Raw genomic sequence first — 21,204 nt, 5'->3', positions numbered from 1 at the left:
CGTTCGGTCAATCGGTCAGCAGGTCACTCACGCCGACCCTCATTGCAGCGTTCATTCTTTTCTCCATCGCGTCGTTGTGACAATTTCCCAATGCTGCCATCAGCCTTCGAGGTGTCGGGTCACCTGACCATCGACTATCCGTATCAGCGCCGAGGTAGTACGCGCGGTACTGCGCAGGCGTTCCAATCCCACAAGGTCTTCTTCTCCTTCCGGGAAAACCCCTTTGAGCATTCAACGCCAATGAAGGGATATCGTGTCGGCTGCGCCGACGTCATTCCCGCGCCTGTTCAGGATCCGGGCTGGGGTCCCGGATCGCGGCGCGGGGGAGGCGGTGTCCCTTCGGTCTGTTCGTTGTCGCGTGGGGTTTACAGCAGGCATGGCCAAGGCCCTGCCTGCTGATCACCGAAGGTGCGACAACGGACCGAAGGGACGTTGACAGGAACGGTATTGTGTATGACAAAACTTGTGCGGCGACTCATTAGAGTTTTCGTGTTTACAAAAACTATCTAATGATAAATCTTGCCGCCCATGTCGAAACGCCTCTCCACCATAGCCCGACAGGAGGTTCTCCGGCTTGCCGCTCAAGGGCTTGGCGATGGGGAGATCGCCGTGCGTGTTGGCTGCTCCCGACCCACTGTCGCCCGCGTGCGGGCGCGCGGTGTGGTGACGGATCGAACCACAAAGGGCCGCGTGCTGCAGGTTCGGGTGTCCGCCCGTGAGGCCGAAGCATTCGAGGCGCTTGTGGCTGAGACTGGCATGACCACGTCGGGTTTGCTCCGGCACATGATCCGTCTCTCATCCGGCATTGTCGCGTTTCGCCGGGACGAGGTCACGGCGCTCAAGGCGTCGGCCAATCAGCTCAATGCCTTGGCGCGCAATCTTGTCCAGATGCTGAAGCTTGCCCATGCGGGCAAGCTGCGGTGGAACGCGCGCGACGCGGCAATGGTCGGTCGGCTTGCGGATCGGGCCGAAGAGGTTGCCCGGGCCGTGCAGGCTTTGCGCGCGGCCTCGCTGCGCGGGTCCTTCGTCCGGGTGTCCGATTTTCGTGACGTTGGGGAGGGGCAGCGCGATGGCTGAAACACGCACCCTCCAGCAGGCGGTATTGGGCGAGATTCTGCCTCATGTGGGGCGGCGGTCTGCAGCCATGGCAGGCGAAGCGCGCGTATCGTCGGGCCGTCGGCGTGGCACGTCCGGCGGGGCAGTTGCGGTAATGTCCTGGAACGCGCTGCGGGTGCCGCAAAGCGTGGTGAAGCGTGTCGGCACGGGCGGGTGTCATTCGCCAAAAGAGTTACGCCGACAGATGAAATACATTCTGCGCGACGAGGCGCGGGTCGCAGCCTGGTCGAACCAGATCGGCATCGATCGTGTCTTTGGCGAGCGCGGCATGGAAAATGTCATTGCCGATTGGAGTGCTTCCTGGTGCGGGGCCCCGAAACGGGGTCACACCGATCACATCATCCTGTCCTTTCCCAAGGGAACCGAGGCGGAATTGGCGGAAGCCATCTCGCGCGAATGGGCGCAGGAGGTGTTCGGCGGGGGTTACCGGGATCGATATCGGTATGTGGCGGCCCTCCATTGCAACACAGACCATGTGCATGCCCATGTTCTTGTCGACAAGGTCGGGATGGAGGACGGCAAGTTCCTCTCGATCAGCCGCCATTCCGAGATCAGCTATGACATGATGCGCGAGCTGCATGCGCAGATCGCGGGCGAGCACGGGCTGGTGCTGAACGCCTCTTCCCGTCTGTCGCGCGGCATCATGGAAAACGCCCCGCGGGACACTGATTTGCAGGCGGCCCGCAAGGAGGGACGGGAGCCAGTGGTTGCCCCGCTGGATCCTGAAAGCCGCGCTCTGCGAGAGGCCGAGATACGCAGACACGCCGAGGGGTATCGGCAGCTGGCGCAACTTGCGGGGATGGGCCTGGAGGCCGACACCCCTCCGAATGGATGGATGGGGCGCATCGCGGAGGGAGCAGAGCTTGCCGCCACCAACTTGATGAAAGGAATGCCGGTGAAAGAAGGGTTTGCCGAAGGGGTTGATATCCCCGCTGCCGGAGCGGATGTGATCGGTCGTCTGATCGCCGCCCGCGAGACATTGCAAGCGGAAGCCGACACCGCGTGGAGCGCCATTCAGGACATGGCTCCCGGTGCCGAAAAGGTCGAACTGGAACAGCTCTTTGCGGGGAAGGCCCGCGAAATGGGCACGCTTCTGGGCCGCGACTTTCTTGCGGATCATTCTTCATCGGTGTCGCCCGAGCGCGATCCCTACAGTGTTCAGGGGATTGCGAGGCTGGCTGCACGGGCAGCAGAGGAGGGCAATCCGCTCGTCGCCGAGGCCGATGCTGCATTGGGTCATTTCAGAGCGGAGTTGGCGCGCGTTCTGGCACCGATGGAGGCACGACTCGAGGAGGCGGGCAGCAGTATCGAAGAAGTTGCTGCCCGTTTCACCGCACCCCATCGCAGCGAGGCGCAACTCGAAGCCTCACGCCCAGTGGACGCCCAGGAGCGCTCGGACTGGCTTGGGCTCGAACGCGACCTGCAGGCGCGCGCGCGTGATGTTTTTGCGGGGCTGCACATGGATCGTGATCTTTTGGCGGATCTGGCGCGTCAGGATATTCTTGACGCGGGGCAGGGCAGTCGCCTTGCCGACATCGCCACGCTGGACAAGCTGATCTCCGACGTGCGGCAAGACCTGCGCGACGGGGATATGGATCAGCTGGCCGCTGGCCGGATCGATCCGCTCATGGACCGCATCGAAGACCCTGGTCTGCGACAAGCCGTGTTCTCGGAGCTAAAGGCCATCGCCGCAGTGGATGCGGGTGATGACATTACCGGGCGCGACAGCGAACCAGCCGCCACCTACCGGACCCGGATCGAGGCTTTCGAGCGCGCCGAGGTGCGGGGGCGCGACCGGGACGATACCAGTGGCGATTACGGCCTCTAGAGGATTCAAAACATGCTGCATGCAATGGAAAGCCGTTGGCGGTATCCAATCGCCATCCTGCTCGGTCTCGGTGTTGGCACCTGGATCGGTGCCGCGATCGCCACGCTCTATCTGATGGCGCGATTTGGCGAAGACCTGGGTGGGTTCGATATTTTCGAACTTTGGCTGCTCAATCTGTCTGATCCACGGGTCAAGGCAAACCCTGCGGTGGAACATACTGCGTGGCTCATCACGGCACTTCCTGCCCTGCTTCTGGCGGCGACAGGAGCGACATCCGTTCATCGCGGGTCGCTCACCGATTATGATGATGCGCATTTCCAGTCGCGTCCCGAGCTCCGCCGCAACCGTATGTCGGCGTCTCTTTCCCAGAACGGCTTTCTGTTCGGCAAGCTCGGGTCACCTGCGTCCCGCGCGCCTTTCGTGTCGGCCACGCCAGATCGCTTCCCACACGCAATGATGATCGCGCCAACGGGCCGGGGCAAAGGGGTAGGCTTCGTTTTACCGAACCTTTTGCACTTCCAGGGCAGTGCCGTGATCCTCGACGTCAAGGGCGAGAATTTCGAGAAGACATCCATCCACCGCCAAAAGGCGCTGAACAATCAGGTCTGGTACTTTTCGCCCTATGACTACGTTCAGCCCGAGGGCAAGAACGGGCCCGTCCTGACCCGCACGCACCGGTTCAATCCTCTCCAGCGCATTGCCGATCTGCCCAGCCCCGAGCAGCAATACACCGCCGTCAACACCATGGCGGACTTGTTCCTCATCGTCGAAAGCGTGAACGCGCAGAGCTTTTTCCAGGCCGGACGCAGCCTGTTCGTGGCGTCTTGCCTCTATGCCATCGAGACCGGAAAGCCGACGATCGGTGAGGCGCTGCGGATCATGACTGGCGGCGGCAATAAAAAGGAATTCTACAAACGGGCCGCGATGCAGACTGCAAACCCGGTGGTGGCAGAGATTTTCCTGAGCATGGCCGACGAAGTGGACAAGATTCTCGATTCCTATGTCAGTGTGATCCGCGGGGCTGGATTGGAACTCTGGCTCGATCCGGCGGTGGACCGAGCGACACAGGCAAGCGATTTCGACTTCGGGACGTTCCGACGAGAGCCACAGTCGCTCTATATTGTCGTGCAGCCGGAGCACCTGAAAACACTGGCCCCCCTGATCCGGCTCCTGTTCGCCGATGCCATCGCATGTCTGCAGCGCGCGCATCCCGGACCGGACGAGGCACATCCCGTCATGTTCCTGATGGATGAATTCGACCAACTGGGCAAACAACCCCTGGTCTTGCAGAGCATCAAGACGATCCGCTCCTATGGCGGGCGGCTGTTTATCATCTCGCAGTCGATCCCCGGTCTTGAGGGCATCTACGGCGAAACCGACCGCCGCGCTCTGCAGGCCGGCGCTGGTGTGCAGATCTACATGACCCCGCAGGATGATCGCACCGCAGACGTGCTGTCCGCAGCCCTCGGCAAACGCACGATCGTGGGCAAGACCAGATCACAGGCAACCGTGCGCAAGCTCTCGGAGAGCGCAAATATCAGCCGTCGCTCGGAAGAACGGGCGCTGGTATCCCCCGCTGAATTGCTGCGTTTCCCGCTCGACAAGGTCCTAGTCCTGCCTGAGGGGCAATATCCAATCAAGGCGGATCACATCCGCTACTATGCGGACCGGCATTTTGAGGAGATCGACAAAGCACGGCAGGGGCATTCCTTGCCCTATCCTCCTGCTGCAGCGCCAGTCTCGAACAGGCCGAAGAAAATCACCCTCGAGCATTCAGAACCTGCAGCACCCGCGGCGGTCTCCATGGGCGACAAGGAATTCGAGACTGCGGTGCAGACCTACACAGGCGCGCTACAGGGATACGCAGAAGCCGCGAGGGCAAAGCCAAAGAAAACACGTTTTGGTGGTCGGGCGCGCTCTTCGGACGCAAAGGCGAGGGGATGATCTGGAAATCGAATGTGGCTGTGCTGTTCTGCCATGCGCCAGCTATGAGACAGATACCAATCGCGCCTGTTTCGGGTCATAGACATAGCCCGAAATCGTCCCGTCCTTGATCCGTTCAACTGCATCCTTTATCGCGAATATTGGCACGAGAAACCACTCTCTCGGAATCACGGGCCTACCAAAGCGATCCATGATCTCGATCTCGAGCCGCGCGGGCTCGAAGATGCGATGGATCAGGTTCTCCAGTTTTGTCCGATTGATGTTGTAGAGTTCATAAGTCGCAACCACCTCGACGTTCGCCATCAGAAACGTTGGTTGCAGATGTGCGCCAGCGATCCGCTTTTCAACGCTCATATTGGTGACGCCGATCTTGTGTACGAGGTCGCGATTTTCGGCCACAAGTGGATGATCGGATTTGCTGCGAAGCACATAAATGATCCCGCTCGCCTCATCACCGTCGAGTGTCTGATCGGAAAAAAGTGGCCCTGCCGATGGATCGGTGATCCGCCGTCCGGCGTCGTCCTTGTTCAACGCGCGCTGAAGCGAGCGCATCAGCATGTTGCTCTCGGTCCCGTTGTCGAAAATCACCCGCAGACGCGCATCCGTGCGACCTTGCTCGTTGGTGATGGTCTCGCCCTTGTCGGCGACATAGGCTTTTTGACCGCTGACAATGAAGAAGCGTCCCTTCTCAATCTCGGCTTTCATCTCGAACGGGCGGGTTTCGCGCAAGCCGCTATCCAGCTCTTTCTGTACCTGCTCGAATAAGGGTTTGAACGTGGCAAAATCCTCGCATTTCTCGCGGTTTCCGACTTCATCGGCAGCCTTTTTCTCGGCTGTCGACCGGACATGTTTCAATTCCGTGAGGGGTGATCTAGCCACTTCCACACCCAGTTCAGCGAGGAGGGCATCGTCATCGAGGTCATCGGAGTCTGACGCTGAAGGCGGAGGGGTGTCTGTTAGGAGACCGTGCTCGTCCAGTGGGCCCAGCAAGTCGCGACACTCCTGCAATTGACGGATCTGGTCAAGACGCACCGCATAGAGGCGTTCAAAGATATCACGATCCTCCCCGTGCTGGGGAGGCCGGCCATGCTCATCTGCAAATCGCAAGATTTCCTCAAAACCTGCGATGATGCGTTCTTCGCGTGGTGTGCGGCTGAACTGCTTCTTGACCTCGACCTCGACGCCAAGCTCAGCAAGAAGGGCGTCGTCTTCGTCGGTGAAACCCTTAGCCATTGGCAGCCTCCTGCTTCATGCGCGCGAGATAGGCGACGCCTTCGGCCATTTTCTTCTCCCACGGATCAGGCGATGTGATGGAAGGCAGACGGCCCCGCTCCTGCTTGAACTTGACGGCGCGTTTCGCCAGATCTCGCGCCTCGTCCGGTGACAGTTGCACCTTTTTCGCAGAGATGACGGCCTGGACCTGCCGAAGGCTTTCCTCGCTCATCGTCTTTGCCAGAATCGAGTAGGCTTCGCCGAACGGGTTGATGCGATCAATCAGATCGATGTCGAGTTCGCGCACGTCCATTGCGAATTTGCGCACCCCGTCGATCAAGGCGGTATTGCCGGTTGTTTCTGTGTCATCGCGGTTCGACAGCGCGATCTCTTTCGCCTTCTGGGTCAGGTTCAGCGCAGCAACTGCGTGTTGGCGCACCGCTTCCTGATCCTCTGCATCTAGCTCTGGGAACCTGGCACCGACAATCTTGCCCATGCGGACCTGCGTCAGTTCCTCCGGCACCAGCTCTTCGTCGAAGAGACCCCGTTCGATCGTAGTCTTGTCCTGAAGGAGAGCACCGCAAAGTGCGGGGCAATCAGGCCACCATTTGCGTTTCTTCGTGAGATTTCAGACCGGGATACCACTGCTCGAACTTGGCGCGGAGAGTCCCGTCAAGCGCGCGGGCCCGGGTTTGGAGCATGAGGTGGGCTCCTTGTTTTGACCAGCGCATCTGCTGCTTCTTGCCAAAGCGCTTCCCGACGACAGTGTTGACAGTGCTTTCGACAAAGCCGGTGGATACGCGCTCGCCGTAGCGTCGGCGCTCCGCATAATTCGGGATCATATCCTTGTTGTTGGCGATGTACGTTTCAAACTCGGTAGCCGTTTTGCGCAGCGCCTTGATGCTGGCGTAATCCGTTTCGATTTCGTCCAGGTCCATGACCAGATCCTCGACCACCAGTTGCCCGTCGTGCAGGTTCCCGTTCCACAGGAAGCCTTTGATCTGGCGGAGCAACCTGGCCAGCTTCTCGGCATCCGCCTCGTTATGGTGGGCCAGGCCTTTGACGTATTGCTGCATGACCGTAAGCCGCATGGTGATGTGGAACCAGTCGAGGATGTGCTCCGAGGCCGGAGCCATGTGCAGGGCCATGTTGATCACGGTGTCGCCGCCGTCGGTCATGAAGGTCACTGGCTGGTTTTCCTGCCAACCCTGGTCCTTCAGCACCTCATGTAGCCGGCGTTTGGGTTTGGCGTCTTGGCTCTGGACGAGGCCGAGATATCGGCTCGGGCGATCCGTGGGGACCGATTTGCCCACTGTCACCTCGAAGTGGGACTGCCCTTCCTCCCGTGACTTCACATACCCGCCGTCGATCCCGACGGTGATCGGTCCTTCCGGATTGGGAAGCTGCTCCCGCAATACGGCGCTGGTCTCGATGAAACTGAACCGCTCCTCGGCCAACTCACCTTCCATCCGTGTCGCGGCGCGGCCAAGGTGCCTGCGGATGGTGTCCGGGCTGAGCCGCGCATCGATCGGCAGGACGTCCTTCAAAACGTCAGCCGTCACGCCGAATGACACCAAAGATGCCCATTTTGTTTCCAGCCAGAGCAGCTCCGGCGCGACATGGTCCGGCAGAAGTTCAGTCAATGGGCTGAAGGTGCTGGCCGGGCCATCGTGACATTGGCAATGGTAGAAGCGTGAACTCGGGACGGTGACATCTCCAAAGACCGTGCGATACCGGATACGCCCGCGCCCCTTGCACCGCAGCTTTCTCCCGCAACTCGGACAACAGGAACGTTTCGCGCAGTGAGCCGCGCATTGCGCGGATACGATCTCCTGCTGGAGCTGCAACAAAAGGTCTTTGCTTTCGGCGATTGAGAGACCGATTTCGCCTATGGTCTCGGCGCCTTTGCTGAAAGTCGCAATCTTCTCCGTATGTGCCATGCCGTCCGGCCCGGTGATCTTGACCTCGATCTCGATGTCCATGTGTTTTCCTGCCTGCTCTTATTTTATGTCGGCTGCGCATCCCTTGCGCGCATGATCGTCTGCCTGCTTGTGCCCATGTCGCGGGCTATGGCCGAGACGGTTTCGCCAGCAGCGATCCGTTCACGCACATGGGCTTGCTGATCTGTCGTCAGCGCTGTCGGTCGCCCGAGTGGTTTTCCCTGCGCTTTGGCGCGCGCCAGACCGGATTGGGTGCGCTCAATCAAGAGATCACGTTCGAACTGGGCTACAGCGTTGATCACACCCATGGTCAGCTTTCCCGCCGAACTGGTCAGATCGACGCCGCCTAGGGCAAGACAGTGAACTCGGATACCAATATCTTCGAGCCTGGCCACAGTTGTGCTGACATCGATGGCGTCCCGGCCGAGGCGGTCCAGCTTGGTTACGATCAGCACATCACCTCGTTCCATCTTGTCCAGCAACCGGCTGAACCCTTTGCGGCGCGCAATAGCCACGGACCCGGATACGGTTTCCGTAACAACACGGTGCGGCTCGACTTTGAAACCCGCCGCTTCGATCTCCTGAAGCTGGTTTTCCGGGGTCTGCTCTGTGGTTGAGACCCGGGTATAGGCAAAGGTTCTGGACATGGACGCACACTGTAAAGAAATGGGTGTCCAGAACCATAGGCATGTTCAATATGCCGTCAATATAATTTTAGGATATATCGGGGGCACATGTACGTAACCGGTCCTTTCTGAACAGGTCAGGCAAGCTGCTGATGCATCAATTCGCGGTGTCGCTCGGCGCGAAATGCCTCGTTGACCAGTTTCCGGGAAAACTTGCCTGTCTGATACGGCTCGCGCGCGATGACACGATGCATAGCCGCCTCGATGTCGTCAGTTAGCACATCGCGAACGGTCTGGTGTGGGTTCGCAGTTTGCATCACATCATCGAGCCATTCCACCATCAGGCCCATATCCTGCCATGCGTCATAGCCGTCCGCCTCGTCACGACGTTCAAGAAAGCCATGCGGTCCGCCACAATCCTCGGGCGGACACGTGCCGGATCCGCCGATGCAAATGGGGTAAGATTTCTTTGGCGCAGACTTTCCGAACTCCTCAACTCGGATTTCATGCTCCCAGTGGTCACCCATGTCATAAACGTAGGAGACCTTGTCATTTTTGCGAAGATCAAAGCTGCCGAGAGCAACACGGGGATCCGCCAACGACAATTCGAATGACCCGTACCCCACTGCATGAATATCGAACGAAAAAAGATGGATACCCTCCCACCCCATCGCGACTTGCAAAACGCCGTGAAGCTCCTGCAAGGTCATCGATGCAGGCACCAGCAACCGCCGCCAGATCATGGGACTGATCCCGAGCAGCCGGACTTTCAACTGAACGATTTCTCCTGTAAGGGCCATGACCCGAACTTGCCATCAACGCCTGCCCCGAGCAACTGCCCCACACTTTGCGGTACTCTCCCTGAACGAAAGCTGTGATCACCTCATTGAGGTCCTCTTGGCAGATGCGCTTGGCTTCCTTGCTCTTGGGTTCGACCAGGCCTTTGATTTCGATCTGGAACTGTCCGCTGGCCTCGCTGAAGCCAACGTTCTCCTTGTTGGGGTCATAGCCGCCCTCGCCGTAATCGAACCCTTCGACAGGGCCACTTTTCACGGTCTTGGGTGTGAAGTTGAAACGTGGGGCCAGCACCTGCTCCATCAGCAGGCTTGCAGCGATCGCCTTCAGTGTATCGTTGACTGCCTCGGTCACGGCTTCGGCCGCGGCGTCGGGCTCCGCGATAAGGTTGGTGAACCGCGCTCGGGTCTTGCCCTCGGCATCGCGGGTGGCGCGGCCGATGATCTGCACGATCTCCGTCAGGCTGGCGCGATAACCCACCGTCAGGGCGTGTTCGCACCAGATCCAATCGAACCCTTCTTTCGCCATACCCAGGGCGATGATGATGTCGACATGATCGCGGTTGTTCTTCTGCGTGGAGTCTTTCAGCGCGGCGGAAACCTTGTCACGCTTGGATGGCTCGTCGTCCACCAGATCGGCGATGCGTAAGACTCGCCCGTCGGGCGTCTTGACCAGCTGAAAGCCCGTGATGGGATCCGCTCCCTGCCAATCGCCCAGGGCGTCAATGATATGCTCGACCTCGCGATGCTTGTCCTTGGTGCTTTCGCGCGAGTTCACGTTCGGGATGTGAAGGATTGTCTTCTCGGTCGGATCCAAAACCTTGAGGATGTCGTCCGCATAGGACCCGGAATAGAAGAAATACCCGATGTCGAGCGTCTTGAGGTATTTGTAACCATTCAGCTGCTGATAGTAGGTATAGGTGAAGGTATCGAACTTTGCCTCATCTTCAGGCGACAGAACGGCTTCGGCATCGCCGCGGAAATAGGACCCGGTCATCGCAACCAGATGCACCTTGTCGCGCGCGACCAGTGCGCCCAGATGCGTGCCCAGCTTGTTATCAGGGTTGGCAGAGACGTGGTGAAACTCGTCTACCGCGATAAGCCGATCATCAAACGATCCAATCCCGAACTTGTCCACGGCGAACCGAAAGGTCGCGTGGGTGCAAACCAGAACCTTGTCGTCGCTCGCCAAGAACTTGCCGACAGCTCCCACTTTGCCATCATCCCCGCCGGGAGCGTTGCACAGGTTCCATCGCGGTTGCACCGTCCAGTCTGCCCAGAAGCCGTACTTGCTCAGCGGCTCGTCGTTGAAGCTGGACCCGATCGACTTTTCCGGCACCACGACGATGGCCTGGCGCAGGCCCTGATTGTGCAGCTTGTCGAGCGCGATGAACATCAGCGCGCGGCTCTTGCCCGAGGCCGGGGGCGACTTGATCAGCAGGTATTGCTCGCCCCGCTTCTCATAGGCACCCTCTTGCATTTCGCGCATGCCAAGCTCGTTCGATTTGGTCGAGCTTCCATTGGCCGCGTAATTTACAGAGACGGAAGGAACCTGCTGTGTCATGATATTTTCCTTCTGAGGGGCGCGGAATCATTCGCTTTGGGGCAGGCAATCAAAACCCGATCAAGTAACGATACCGCACCCTTCCTATCGTAACAGCATGATTTATATGTATTTTCCAATTTACGCCCTCTAGCCCACATACGCACAATCAAAACCCGATCAAATGTTGTCCCTGTCACGCCCATGAGGGGACATATCCGGCCCGAGGGCGTTCAGCATCCGCAGGACGGATCAGATCAGCATCCAGCGTTGCGCGAATAACCCGCGATGCCTGCGCAGCGTTCTGGTCGTCGATGCCAAGCCGCTCCCGAAGTGTCGCGTTCGTCATCTTTTGACCGCCTACGTATTTGAGCGCGGCATGTTGGTAACACGCTCGCACGGCTTCTTCCGGTGTCATGTCCGCAAATCGACGTGGTGCAAACAGAACCACGCGCACGGCGTCTCCCTCCATGCGGAAATCCGGTGGTGGCAACTGGTGTAGCTCAACCGCCGAGATCACCTTGTCGATGCCGGTGCCTTGTTCTTCGCAAAGTTTCATGCGCCGCATCAAGGAAGCAAGAGCTTCATTTCGGGAACGCGGCGGCGAGTCCAAAAACCGGTCGGGGCTAACCAAGGGGGCGCCCGGGTTCGTGATCTCCATTCGATCACTGAACAACTCGATGAGTGGTCCTGCGCCGGTGATTGTCATGTCTTGGTGGATCAATGCGTTGGCGATCAATTCGCGGATCGCTATCGACGGGTAAAGCGGTCGCTCCTCGCGGAACGCTTTACCAATTAGTTCGTTGCGGGGCAGAAGACCGTCGATATAGTCCACCAAACCCTGAAAACCCGCTGCATAGCCGCGCTGGCCATCCTGGCGGTGACTCACGTCATCTGCACGTCCGGTGCCAGCATAGGCCACGAAACGGACGCCTTTGCGCTCTACAGAGGGGCCGAAATCGGCAAGTTTCTTGGCATACAGGATTGCACCCAGATTGGTGATGTTCCAACGGTCGCTTACATCTTTCTGGATCAGGCGATCCGCCAATAGCCTGTCGAAGATCCCCTGCCTGTTATCCGGCAACGGCTGGCCCGTAAGATCGAAGTAGTTGGCGTAATTCAGCCGCTCAAGAACGTCGTCGCCGGTTAGGAACTGCGCTGCGATCCCTGTCTCCCAAGCGTAGGGCTGCAACTTGGCCCAGAGGGAACGCAGGCGTTCCGGATGGTCGGAGAGGCGCGGCGTGGCGCTGCCGATGCGCAAATAGGCTGTGCGGTCAAATTCTACCGGGGCGGTTGCGGCGGCGGGGATGGTCAGCAGGATCAGGCGCCCCCCATCGTGATCGACTTCTTCGAAACGAAACTCGATGCTTGGCGACAGGTGGTTCGCAATCCACAGTTCGAGCGGCTGCCCCTTCTCCTTCTTCACTGTCGGCTCAAAAACCGTGCCGACAGCCGCATGATCACCGTCTCGCACCCCCCAAACCACATAGGCAAAGTGCTGATCGGCCAGACGTGCGGCATTGGACAAGGCCGAGATCAGCTTGCCGATCAACGGTCCGTCAGCATTGTTTTCCTTGAACTCGATCCAGGTGGTTTCCGCTGGTTTGGCGCGCAGATCGTCCACCAGCCTGCGGGTGCGTTCCGCGCTCATGACAGGGTCAAGCGTCATGGTGTGTTCACTTTCTGACCCATCACGATCGGGCAGCGTTTTTCGTAGGCGCATTCCTGTATGTCCCGACGACGCTGATCGTTCGGCTTGGCCGGGCTACCGTTGGTGGCATAAATAATCGAAATGGAGGGAAAACCTTTGATCATTGATCTTTCACTCGCTTATCAAAACGTCTTAAAAATATGCGGGCTGTGATCAGGATTATTTGAAACCGAAAAGCACAATCTTCTTCATCTGATAGACCCGGATGGCTGCCGTGGGGATGCAATCTTGCCCACAACCCCAATACGTATGCGGGTTTGCCTCTGTCGTTCTCCCACTCATTGTATTCGTGAAGTAGGAATGGTCCCGATTTTGTATCTGCAAGATATTGCCTCTTCGCATCATCACTAACCTTAGGATCACATCCAAAATACTCCGCAATTTTGTCCAGCAGTTCCTGATAGAAATCTCGGATCATCGCGTTTGCAGATGACCAATTCCCTTGCGAAAAATTCTGAGTTGCTTGCGCCAAGTGTCCCTTGGCCACATTAAACCCATGCCGATCAAGCAGAGCCTCAACTTCGCTTGTCGCTTCACGAAAGTCTGCCTCAGGCACATCCTCAGGTAGCATCCGCCTTAGGACGATTTTTTTGATCATCCTTGGAGCATCGTCGAAGATTGAAGTTCCGCCCATCGGATCCGGAACCCTTTCTTCCACAAGTTCGAAGCCATCCATTTTCAGACCAGCAACAAGACGCAACCAGACGTCAGGCTTGTTTTGTTTGTCTCGATCGGACGCGGTAGTTGCATGTTCAACCATCGCCCTACGCAGGTCGCAGTTCCCATTGACCGTCGGAACAGAACGCTGTCCCATACTGCTTTTGGCGAACCTAACCAAATCATTGGCCTTCGATGCTACCGATCCAGAGCCACAGAATTCCTCTACACCCCACCCTAAAATAAGAGATGAGAACGCGGCTTGCGTCGACATTTCAGCAATCATCTCGCCCGCTGCCATCAGCGTCATGCTATTGAAGTTGCTCATACGCTCACCTTCGTCGTCATCTTCGTGTACATCTCGAACAGTTTTTCCAGCCGTTCGGTGTCGTTGCGGAAGCGGCGGCCGATGTAGATGCGTTCCAGCACCTCGTCGTTGTGGTCATGCGCGGCGCGGAGGTTGGCGGGCATTTTTTCAGGGTCGTAGAGGTCGGCGATGGTGGCGGGGAAATGCGCCTCGCGGGCCAGAAGGATGCCTTCCGCCGCCGCTGTCAGGTCGGTGCGGTTCTTTTCGGTCAGTTTCGGGATTGGGAAGGTGTTCCAGCCCATGGTGTTGGAATAACGGAAATCGGTTTTCATCTTGCCGCAGACAGTGGCGATCCAGACAAGATGCAGGCGCGAGGCGATCAGGGCCATGTTCCAGAGCGGGGCGTCGTAGAGGGCGAAAGCAAGGTTTGAAACGATTGACCGCTCAGGGAGTAGGCCGATTGGTAGATAATCTCGGCTCTCTGAACTGACCTGTGGAACGATGTATGTGATACGTTCTGCAACGGACTGTATCTGACGAAACCGATGGGGAAATGCTGCCGCAGGCCGAGTTTCCGCAGCCTTGCTGTTTGAGCGAAACTCACGAACTTTCTGAATTCGCTCGCGTATTGGTCGTATTTCTTCTGCTATGGTCCGCTCGTCGTCTTCGATCCAGATGCAGTAACGTTCGAGACCTCTGATAAACTCTGCCGCGCCGTAGTATCGGCGAATGAACTGCTCAGCGTTTGGATAGGTCAAAACCAACTCTTGTCGCTCGTCTGATGAGAGAACCAAATTGCCGTCATCGGTCGGCTTATTTCCCCAAACCATGTAGCCACGATCACTTGGCGAGCGTGATTTACCGTCCACGATAACTGTTGGCGCTGCCACCAAATAGGCGTTGATGTTTTCCGCTTCCTTCACAACGGACCCGCCATCATCTGCCAGCGTGAACAGCTTGCGCATCGGCGCTGCATGGTTGGAGATTGCCACAATCGCAACCGTCACACCCGCATTATGGCTGGCAAGGTTCGCCCATTTGAAACTGGTATGAGCAAAGGCGATCTCGTGCCCTGTCTTGAAAATCAGCGGCCAGAGGATCGGCACCTGCTGCCCCTGACAAATCGAGTTGGTGGACACGAATGCCGAAACGGTGGGCGTGTGCAGCCCGTAATCGGCGGCCTTCATGAACCAGCCCGCGACATAGTCGAGCGACTTCCAGCTTTTCGTGCGCCCTTCGAATATGCGCTGCAAGTCCTCTTTCTGTTCGGTACTTTGCCAGGTTGACCCCAGATAGGGCGGGTTCCCGCAGATATAGGTCTCGCCCCCCTCGTTCGCGAAGTCGATCTGCGCCTGATCCAGCGGTGACATGAACAGGTCATCGGCCTGAAACTTCACCCCCGTCCCCGTAGGCGGGCAGACAGACAGCCAGTCCAGCCGCAGGGCGTTGCCGCAGGTGATCCAGTTCTGCGCGTCCAGCGGCAGGAATTCGGCCAGTGCTTCTTTCTGGCCGCGATAGGTCACGTCGCATTGGTATTCCGCGATGATCAGTGCCAGCCGCGCGATCTCGGCCGAGAAATCCCGCAGCTCGATCCCGCGATAGTTGGTCAGGGGAATGTCGGTACGCCGCAGCGGCTCGCCCCGGCGCTTGTTGATCTCATACTCGATGGCGCGCATTTCCTTGTAGGCGATGACAAGGAAGTTGCCCGACCCGCAGGCGGGATCGAAGACGCGGATCTTGGCCATCCGGGCGCGCAGATTGGCCAGCTTGCGCGCGTTGTCGCCTGCCGCATCCAGCTCTGCCCGCAGGTCATCGAGGAAGAGCGGGTTCAGCACCTTCAGGATGTTCGGCACGGAGGTGTAGTGCATCCCGAGGACCGAGCGTTCCTCCTCATCCGCGACGGCCTGGATCATGGACCCGAAGATGTCGGGGTTGATCTGAGTCCAGTCGAGGCTGCCGATATGCGACAGGTAGCGCTGCGCGATCTTGGAAAAGCGCGGCACATCGGTGCTGCCCGAGAAGAGCCCGCCGTTCACATAGGGAAAGGCATCGGCCCAGCGGGGCAGCTTGGCCTCGGCCCGTTTGGGGATGGCGGTGTTCATCGCACGGAAGATCTCGCCGATGACTTCGTGCGTGTTCGACCCGTCGCGGTTCGCCATCTGGTCGATGGTCGCGGTGAACAGGTTGTCGCTGACGAAGATGTCGGTGTCTTCGGCGAAGAAGCAGAAGATCAGCCGCGCCATAAAGTGGTTCATGTCATGGCGTTTTTCGGCGCTGCCCCAATCGGGGTTGTCCTTGATCAGCTCGACATAGAGCCGGTTGAGGCGGCTGGTCGCCCGGATGTCAAAGGCGCTTTCGCGGATCTGCTTGACGGTGGAGATACCGGCGAGCGGCAGGAAGAAGCCGAAATGGTCGGGGAAATCGGTGTAGCGGCAGGCGATGGTCTCGCCAGTGGTGATATCTTCGGCTTCCAGATCAATGCCATCGGTAGCGAGGATGAACTTGGCCTTAGCGCGGGTGGTGGTTGGGCTGTCGCGCAAGGCGGTGAGCGTTGCCGCGATATCGCCCGGCGCACAGGTCGCAAGGTGGATGTTGTTGGTCTGCAGGACGCCGCCGAGGTCGGACTTGTTCGACGCGCCGGTGCGCAGCCGCTTGATGGTCGTGTCCTTGTTGCCGAAGGCCATGAGGAAGGCATATGGGAACTCGGCAGCATCAAAGGGCTGCTCGGCGAGTTCGGAAACAGCTTGTTCGATTTCAACGGCGTTCATGCGGCTGTCCAGGGGTTGATCAGGTCGATCTCGCAACCCTCGAAGTCAGGCGTATTGCGCGTGGCGACGGTGGCGCCGCAGGCGTGGGCAATGGAAGCGATCTGGCAATCGGCCTGAGCGATCGGTCGCCCGGCGGACCGTCGTGCCGCTGCTATGGTAGCGAAGGACTGCGCGGCGTTGCTGTCGAAGGGCAGAATGCGCCCGGCCAGGTCTTCGCGCAGGATGCGGTCCACGGCGTCAACCAGCGCGGCGCGGTGCTTGCCGTTCCCCATGATTGCGAGGCCAAAGCGCAGTTCCGCCTCCGATATCGAGGTCAGGTAAACGTTGAGCCCTTCCTGAGCCGACAACCAGTGTTCGACCTTGGGCTCCGGGGCCGGGCGCAAAAGCTCGGAGATGACATTCGTGTCGAGGATGATCATGCGTCAGGCCCGGTCGAACGCGGGTGGTTCACGCATGGCCTCACGCTGCGGAAGGTCCAGATCAACGCCGCCCAGAGGCGCGACCCGCGCACGTATCGCCGCGGCAAGATCGTGGGAGGGCTTCGCTTCGCCGACGACGTGGCGCAAGATCTCGCGCGCCTCCTCTTCCATTGAACGGCCATGTTCGGCTGCGCGGATGCGAAGGCGGCGCTTCACGTCATCGTCAAGGTTCCGGATGGTAATGCTTGCCATGATGTCCTCCTGAGAGGAGTGTAATCATCGCAATCAATGCGATCAAGCGCAAACGCGTTCATGTTGTGACAAGACGGGAGAGGTTACCGTCCGATAGTGCTCAATGCGCACCCTTCCAAACATCCCTCAGCTGGTCACTTCTGATTTTAAGATACCAGGCACCCACACCTGTTCGACCCCACGTCTTCCGTCTTTCCGACCAAGCTGCACCACGACATCGATGCTGGAGGCGGCATAGCGCCTTACCTCCTCAAAACTCATATTGATGCCCACCGACATGACCATGAGGGCAAGGCGGTCGAGCGCCTTCTGCGCGGTATCGGCGTGAATTGTGGTGAAAGAGCCTGAATGGCCGGTGTTGATCGCGTCGAGGAAGGTCTTGCACTCATCGCCGCGCAATTCGCCAAGAATTATCCGGTCAGGACGCATGCGCAAAGAGGTCTCCAGCAATTTGGCCGCGGTGCGTTCACTTGAGGGGATACGGTCAGCCTTGAGCATCGCGCGATTGGGCTGTGGAGGAAAGAGCTCGAATGCGTCCTCGATGGTCACGATACGTTCCGCCTCGGTCACCAGCGCGAGAAGTGCCCGGGCAAAAGTCGTTTTGCCCGTGGACGTCCCGCCGCTGATCATGATGTTCAACCGCTCATCGATGCAGAGTTTCATGGCGGCTCGAATATCCCCCGCCTGCGTCAGTGCGATCACCCGTTCGGCTTTTGCCTGTCGTTCGGCATCCAAATCCACCAGTGCACCGTGCAACAGACCGATGTCGCCCAAGGTGAGTTGGTCTTCACTGTAGCGGCGCAAGGTGATCGACGGCCCGCCATCCACGACCGGTGGATAGACGACCTGTGCCCGGATCGGCTTGCCGTTCATCTCGATCTTGCCGGAGACGAGCGGCTTTTTCTCGCTGATCTGTCCGTGGGTGGCGCTGGCAATGGATGTTGCAAGGTCCCGAGCTTGGGAAGGGGAGAAAAACACACCTTCGAGGCCGACCATATGCTCAGCCCCCCGGGTTTCCACCCAGACCTTTCCATCGGGATTGACCGCTATTTCGACCACGCAGGGATCGGCGATCGGTGCAGCCAGAGGTTTTAGATAGGTCGAAAGAAAACTGGTCTTTTCTGCCGACGGGTTCATGGCTGGCCGCCTGTGCGTTTCAGGTTTGTGTTGTTTTGAGACACGCGGCCTCTCCCTTCGGTCGAACGCGTGTTTCGGCACATGATTATTTTGTCGAACCTGAAACGCACTCAATAGAACTCGAGATCACGGTCGACGATCACACTGATCGCAGCACCTGGCTGGACCGAGATAACCGGAGGCAGGGTGGCATATTCGCCGATCACCGCATTGGTGGCCTGCGAAAAACTGCCCGCGACATCCTCGGCAATTTCTGATCCGGTCTCGGAGCTGGCCTCGGATGCGGCGATTGCCGGTCCTGCGCCGATGATCGAGAGCAATGCAGCTGTGCCAAAGCGCAGCCCAAAGCGGGAGTTCACGGAGCCCGTCACGCCCGAGCGGCCCTGATCGTCCGCGCCAAATGCGGCGAGCTGAACCGATTGCCCCTCGGGTGTGACGATGCGTGACCAGCCAACCAGAATGCGGGCCTGGCCCAAAGAGACATTCGAATTGTAGGTCCCGAAGAGGCGGGAGCCTTCGGGAATGAGAACGCGGGACTGATCGAAACTCCAGACCGGGTAGTTCACGATGGCGGTAATCTGTCCGGGCAATGTGGATTCGATGGCGGTTTCCAGTGACGCTTGAATGAGCGTGCCCTGCAGAACCGTATTGGAAGGATTGGCGATTACCTCCGCTGTCGCGACTTGAACGGGCTGGGCACCGTCCAACACGAAGGCGCGCGCCGCCGCATCTCCGACCGCGGGCCCCCTCTCGGGGTCAGATGCCGGACTGCCCGTCTGTCCGCCCGCATCAAAGATCACCCCTTCGGACCGGATTTGTGTGTCGCGCAGCGCCGCCGCCTCGGCACGCCGACGGTCCAGTTCAGCCCGCCGCGCGGCTTCCTCGGCGGCGAGCTGATCCCTCTCGGTTTGCGCGCGTAGAGCGTCACTCATACCGTCATCGATCTGCTGTTGCAGGGCGTCGTTCTGGCGCTGCAGTCCGAGCATTTGCTCCATCAACTGCTCCATCCGGCCATCGGCAACACGCGCGCGTGCGGCAACCTCATCAGCGATACGCTTTTGCGCTTCAAGATCGGCTTCTGCCAACCGGGTGTCCATCTCGCTTTGCATCTGGGCGATAAGCGCCGTGTTCTGTTCTTGGACCGAGCGCAGCGCTTCGGCCAGCTCGGCGGAATTGTCGGGGGCAGGGGCCTCGGCCAGTCTTGCCAACTGGGCTTGTAGGGCGACCACGTCGCTCGCAAGCTTGGCGTTCTGTTCCTCGAGGGCTTGGCGCTGCGCCGCGAGTTCATCCTCGATTGGTCCGGGATCGAACCTAGGCTCTGATCTTTGTTCGGTCGGTTCCGCGTCGGTTGTCATGCGGCCAAACCCGTCACCGTCGACCTGATCCTGAAAGTCGTCGGCTTTCGATGTTTCAACGGCAGACGTGATGCCGCTGCCTTGCACAAGCGGGTAGGCAATGATGGCGGTCCCTGCCAGAAGCAACGCACCCAAACCAAGCCTGAGCCCGAGAGATGCGCGCCGCTTGGGTGCGAAGCTGTATTCCTTTTCCCCGGTTTTCTCGTCGCTCATGATCAGAACTCCCGTCCACGCAGGGCGGCCACGGCAGCAGCCTCGGTCGTGAACCCGCCAGTCTCACGGGTAATGCAGATATGATCGTCGCCCATGCGGATCGTGTAGGCGTCCCGCACGCCGGTGACCCGCACGACCGCACCTTGCGTCTGGCTGTTCTGGGTGATCTCGTAGCCTTGGGCGTTCAAGCCGAAGATCGAGGGCCGCACGCCGGGCCGGAATTCAAAGAAGGTCGAGCGCCCATCATTCCAGACCCGCACCGGGCGGATCGCACCGCTGCCCGCGAACTGATAGCCGGTATCTCGGCCTCCAGCCGCAAGCTGGCGCCCGGCGGGTCGCTCGTCGGGAAAGTTTACGACGACCCGGAAAGACTGTGTCCGCGAGCGTCCCTCTGTCAGATAGAAGGCGACAGCGCGGCGGTTGGTAAAGATCGTCAGGTTTGTCGCGGCCCGTGCCTCGACAGGCTTGATCGAGATCGTATTGCGGTTTGACAGAACCTCCACTTCATAGGACGCGGAGTCACCGATCAGGACTTGATTGATCCGTTCGCCGGGACCGAGTTCGATTGACGTGTTTACCCGAAGGTGGGTGTCGATCCGGATCACATCCGTAGGGTTGAAGGTCACGTGGCGAACGCGGGCGTCCTGACCCATGGTGACCGGTGCGCGCTCGGCCAAGGCGGGCGTTCCGAGCAACCCGCCGACCGTTGCGATGGCAATTATGAAGGTTTTCATGAACTATTCTCGTGTCAGTGTTTCGGCATCGACCCGGTAAGCGGTCACCGAGAAGCCAAGGGGATTTTCCCAAACGCGTGTCAGGGAGCGTTCGCGGCGGGGGGCAAACTCAAACCCTACGGTGGCGATGAATGTTTGCGTGACGGGGGTCTGGTTGGGTCGGGTGAGACGTTTGTCGAACCGAATCTGAGCCACTTCATCCTGCAGGAAGGTGATCGCCCGCACGCGGACATCGACCTGCGCATTCGCGCCGTAGCTGCGCGGTGGATAATTCTCCGACCCCGCGGTCCAGAGTTCTATCAGCGAGGCGCGGGCGGGCCCGCTGGAGCGCCGCTGGACACTTTCGAGCCGTTCTTGAATGCCGTTCCTGAAATAGCTTTCGCGGTCGCTGATATAGCTGACAAGCAGGGACTCCTTGATCGCTTCCTCATCGGTGATACCAGTCGGCTGAACCTGGTAGATGCGTTCTGCTGCACCCGACGTGCTGTCGACGAGGACCGTAAACACTTCGGTTTCGCGCAGGGGCAACATAACCGTAATGGTCAGGGCCAACAGCACGGATACGGCGCAGGAACAGCCCGCAACGATCCATGCGGCGCGCGCTGCCCGGCGCGGACCCATCACCAAATCGATATCGAAATCACTCAT

At 59.1% G+C, this 21,204-nt stretch carries 18 protein-coding genes; 3 read left to right on the top strand and 15 right to left on the bottom strand.

Features of this window, described 5'->3' with window-relative positions; all coding sequences use genetic code 11:
• Nucleotides 1-528: 528 nt before the first annotated feature.
• From AC13DE_RS07350 to AC13DE_RS07340, 3 genes are read left to right on the top strand one after another with little or no spacing between them, the layout of a single operon-like run.
• Entirely contained in the window at nucleotides 529-1,077 is a 549-nt protein-coding gene (locus AC13DE_RS07350) for a plasmid mobilization protein (RefSeq protein ID WP_121066454.1), read from the top strand.
• Nucleotides 1,070-2,944, top strand: coding sequence for a relaxase/mobilization nuclease domain-containing protein (locus AC13DE_RS07345; RefSeq protein WP_317389026.1), 1,875 nt, complete (start codon nucleotides 1,070-1,072; stop codon nucleotides 2,942-2,944). Before AC13DE_RS07350 ends, AC13DE_RS07345 begins: the two co-directional genes overlap by 8 nt.
• 12 nt (nucleotides 2,945-2,956) lie before the next feature.
• Nucleotides 2,957-4,888 carry a type IV secretory system conjugative DNA transfer family protein gene (locus AC13DE_RS07340; RefSeq protein WP_168578273.1) on the top strand — a complete coding sequence of 644 codons (1,932 nt, stop codon included), beginning with the start codon at nucleotides 2,957-2,959 and terminating at the stop codon, nucleotides 4,886-4,888.
• Between the two features lie 42 nt (nucleotides 4,889-4,930).
• Here AC13DE_RS07340 and AC13DE_RS07335 read toward each other — a convergent pair whose 3' ends face one another.
• The 15 genes from AC13DE_RS07335 to AC13DE_RS07265 all read right to left on the bottom strand — a co-directional run bounded on the left by AC13DE_RS07335 (nucleotide 4,931) and on the right by AC13DE_RS07265 (nucleotide 21,204).
• Nucleotides 4,931-6,121 carry a GIY-YIG nuclease family protein gene (locus AC13DE_RS07335; RefSeq protein WP_168578274.1) on the bottom strand — a complete coding sequence of 397 codons (1,191 nt, stop codon included), beginning with the start codon at nucleotides 6,119-6,121 and terminating at the stop codon, nucleotides 4,931-4,933.
• Entirely contained in the window at nucleotides 6,114-6,596 is a 483-nt protein-coding gene (locus AC13DE_RS07330) for a pseudomurein-binding repeat-containing protein (protein ID WP_483047495.1), read from the bottom strand. Before AC13DE_RS07330 ends, AC13DE_RS07335 begins: the two co-directional genes overlap by 8 nt.
• 100 nt (nucleotides 6,597-6,696) lie before the next feature.
• Nucleotides 6,697-8,082 carry an ISKra4 family transposase gene (locus AC13DE_RS07325; RefSeq protein WP_280323155.1) on the bottom strand — a complete coding sequence of 462 codons (1,386 nt, stop codon included), beginning with the start codon at nucleotides 8,080-8,082 and terminating at the stop codon, nucleotides 6,697-6,699.
• A gap of 23 nt (nucleotides 8,083-8,105) precedes the next feature.
• The gene (locus AC13DE_RS07320) at nucleotides 8,106-8,687 is read right to left on the bottom strand and encodes a recombinase family protein (protein ID WP_114865614.1); all 582 of its coding nucleotides are present in this window, start codon (nucleotides 8,685-8,687) and stop codon (nucleotides 8,106-8,108) included.
• A gap of 116 nt (nucleotides 8,688-8,803) precedes the next feature.
• Nucleotides 8,804-9,409: a plasmid pRiA4b ORF-3 family protein gene (locus AC13DE_RS07315; RefSeq protein ID WP_483047494.1), complete on the bottom strand. Its 606-nt coding sequence runs from the start codon at nucleotides 9,407-9,409 to the stop codon at nucleotides 8,804-8,806.
• A 1,790-nt stretch (nucleotides 9,410-11,199) separates the two neighbouring features.
• Nucleotides 11,200-12,672: an ATP-binding protein gene (locus AC13DE_RS07310; RefSeq protein WP_317389028.1), complete on the bottom strand. Its 1,473-nt coding sequence runs from the start codon at nucleotides 12,670-12,672 to the stop codon at nucleotides 11,200-11,202.
• Nucleotides 12,669-12,818, bottom strand: coding sequence for a hypothetical protein (locus tag AC13DE_RS07305; protein ID WP_238373081.1), 150 nt, complete (start codon nucleotides 12,816-12,818; stop codon nucleotides 12,669-12,671). Before AC13DE_RS07305 ends, AC13DE_RS07310 begins: the two co-directional genes overlap by 4 nt.
• Complete coding sequence (locus AC13DE_RS07300; protein ID WP_068247295.1) at nucleotides 12,815-13,699, bottom strand: hypothetical protein; 885 nt, start codon at nucleotides 13,697-13,699, stop codon at nucleotides 12,815-12,817. Before AC13DE_RS07300 ends, AC13DE_RS07305 begins: the two co-directional genes overlap by 4 nt.
• Entirely contained in the window at nucleotides 13,696-16,446 is a 2,751-nt protein-coding gene (locus tag AC13DE_RS07295) for a class I SAM-dependent DNA methyltransferase (protein WP_370001806.1), read from the bottom strand. Before AC13DE_RS07295 ends, AC13DE_RS07300 begins: the two co-directional genes overlap by 4 nt.
• Complete coding sequence (locus AC13DE_RS07290) at nucleotides 16,443-16,865, bottom strand: type II toxin-antitoxin system VapC family toxin (protein ID WP_068247303.1); 423 nt, start codon at nucleotides 16,863-16,865, stop codon at nucleotides 16,443-16,445. Before AC13DE_RS07290 ends, AC13DE_RS07295 begins: the two co-directional genes overlap by 4 nt.
• A gap of 3 nt (nucleotides 16,866-16,868) precedes the next feature.
• Nucleotides 16,869-17,117 (bottom strand): FitA-like ribbon-helix-helix domain-containing protein, encoded by a 249-nt coding sequence (locus tag AC13DE_RS07285; RefSeq protein WP_009819916.1) that lies wholly within the window; start codon nucleotides 17,115-17,117, stop codon nucleotides 16,869-16,871.
• Nucleotides 17,118-17,243: 126 nt separating this feature from the next.
• Nucleotides 17,244-18,368 carry a P-type DNA transfer ATPase VirB11 gene (gene virB11 / locus AC13DE_RS07280; protein ID WP_483047493.1) on the bottom strand — a complete coding sequence of 375 codons (1,125 nt, stop codon included), beginning with the start codon at nucleotides 18,366-18,368 and terminating at the stop codon, nucleotides 17,244-17,246.
• On the bottom strand, nucleotides 18,365-19,822 hold the full coding sequence (locus AC13DE_RS07275) for a TrbI/VirB10 family protein (protein WP_317389031.1): 1,458 nt from the start codon (nucleotides 19,820-19,822) through the stop codon (nucleotides 18,365-18,367). The genes virB11 and AC13DE_RS07275 overlap by 4 nt, the downstream gene beginning before the upstream one ends.
• A 2-nt stretch (nucleotides 19,823-19,824) precedes the next feature.
• Nucleotides 19,825-20,556 (bottom strand): TrbG/VirB9 family P-type conjugative transfer protein, encoded by a 732-nt coding sequence (locus AC13DE_RS07270; protein WP_111550066.1) that lies wholly within the window; start codon nucleotides 20,554-20,556, stop codon nucleotides 19,825-19,827.
• A gap of 3 nt (nucleotides 20,557-20,559) precedes the next feature.
• On the bottom strand, nucleotides 20,560-21,204 hold the full coding sequence (locus AC13DE_RS07265) for a VirB8 family type IV secretion system protein (RefSeq protein WP_238373086.1): 645 nt from the start codon (nucleotides 21,202-21,204) through the stop codon (nucleotides 20,560-20,562).

It is taken from the genome of Sulfitobacter sp. L-8 (genome assembly GCF_056859255.1).
The sequence above is the reverse complement of the archived record's forward strand: the minus strand, read 5'-3'. Positions and strand labels throughout refer to the sequence as shown.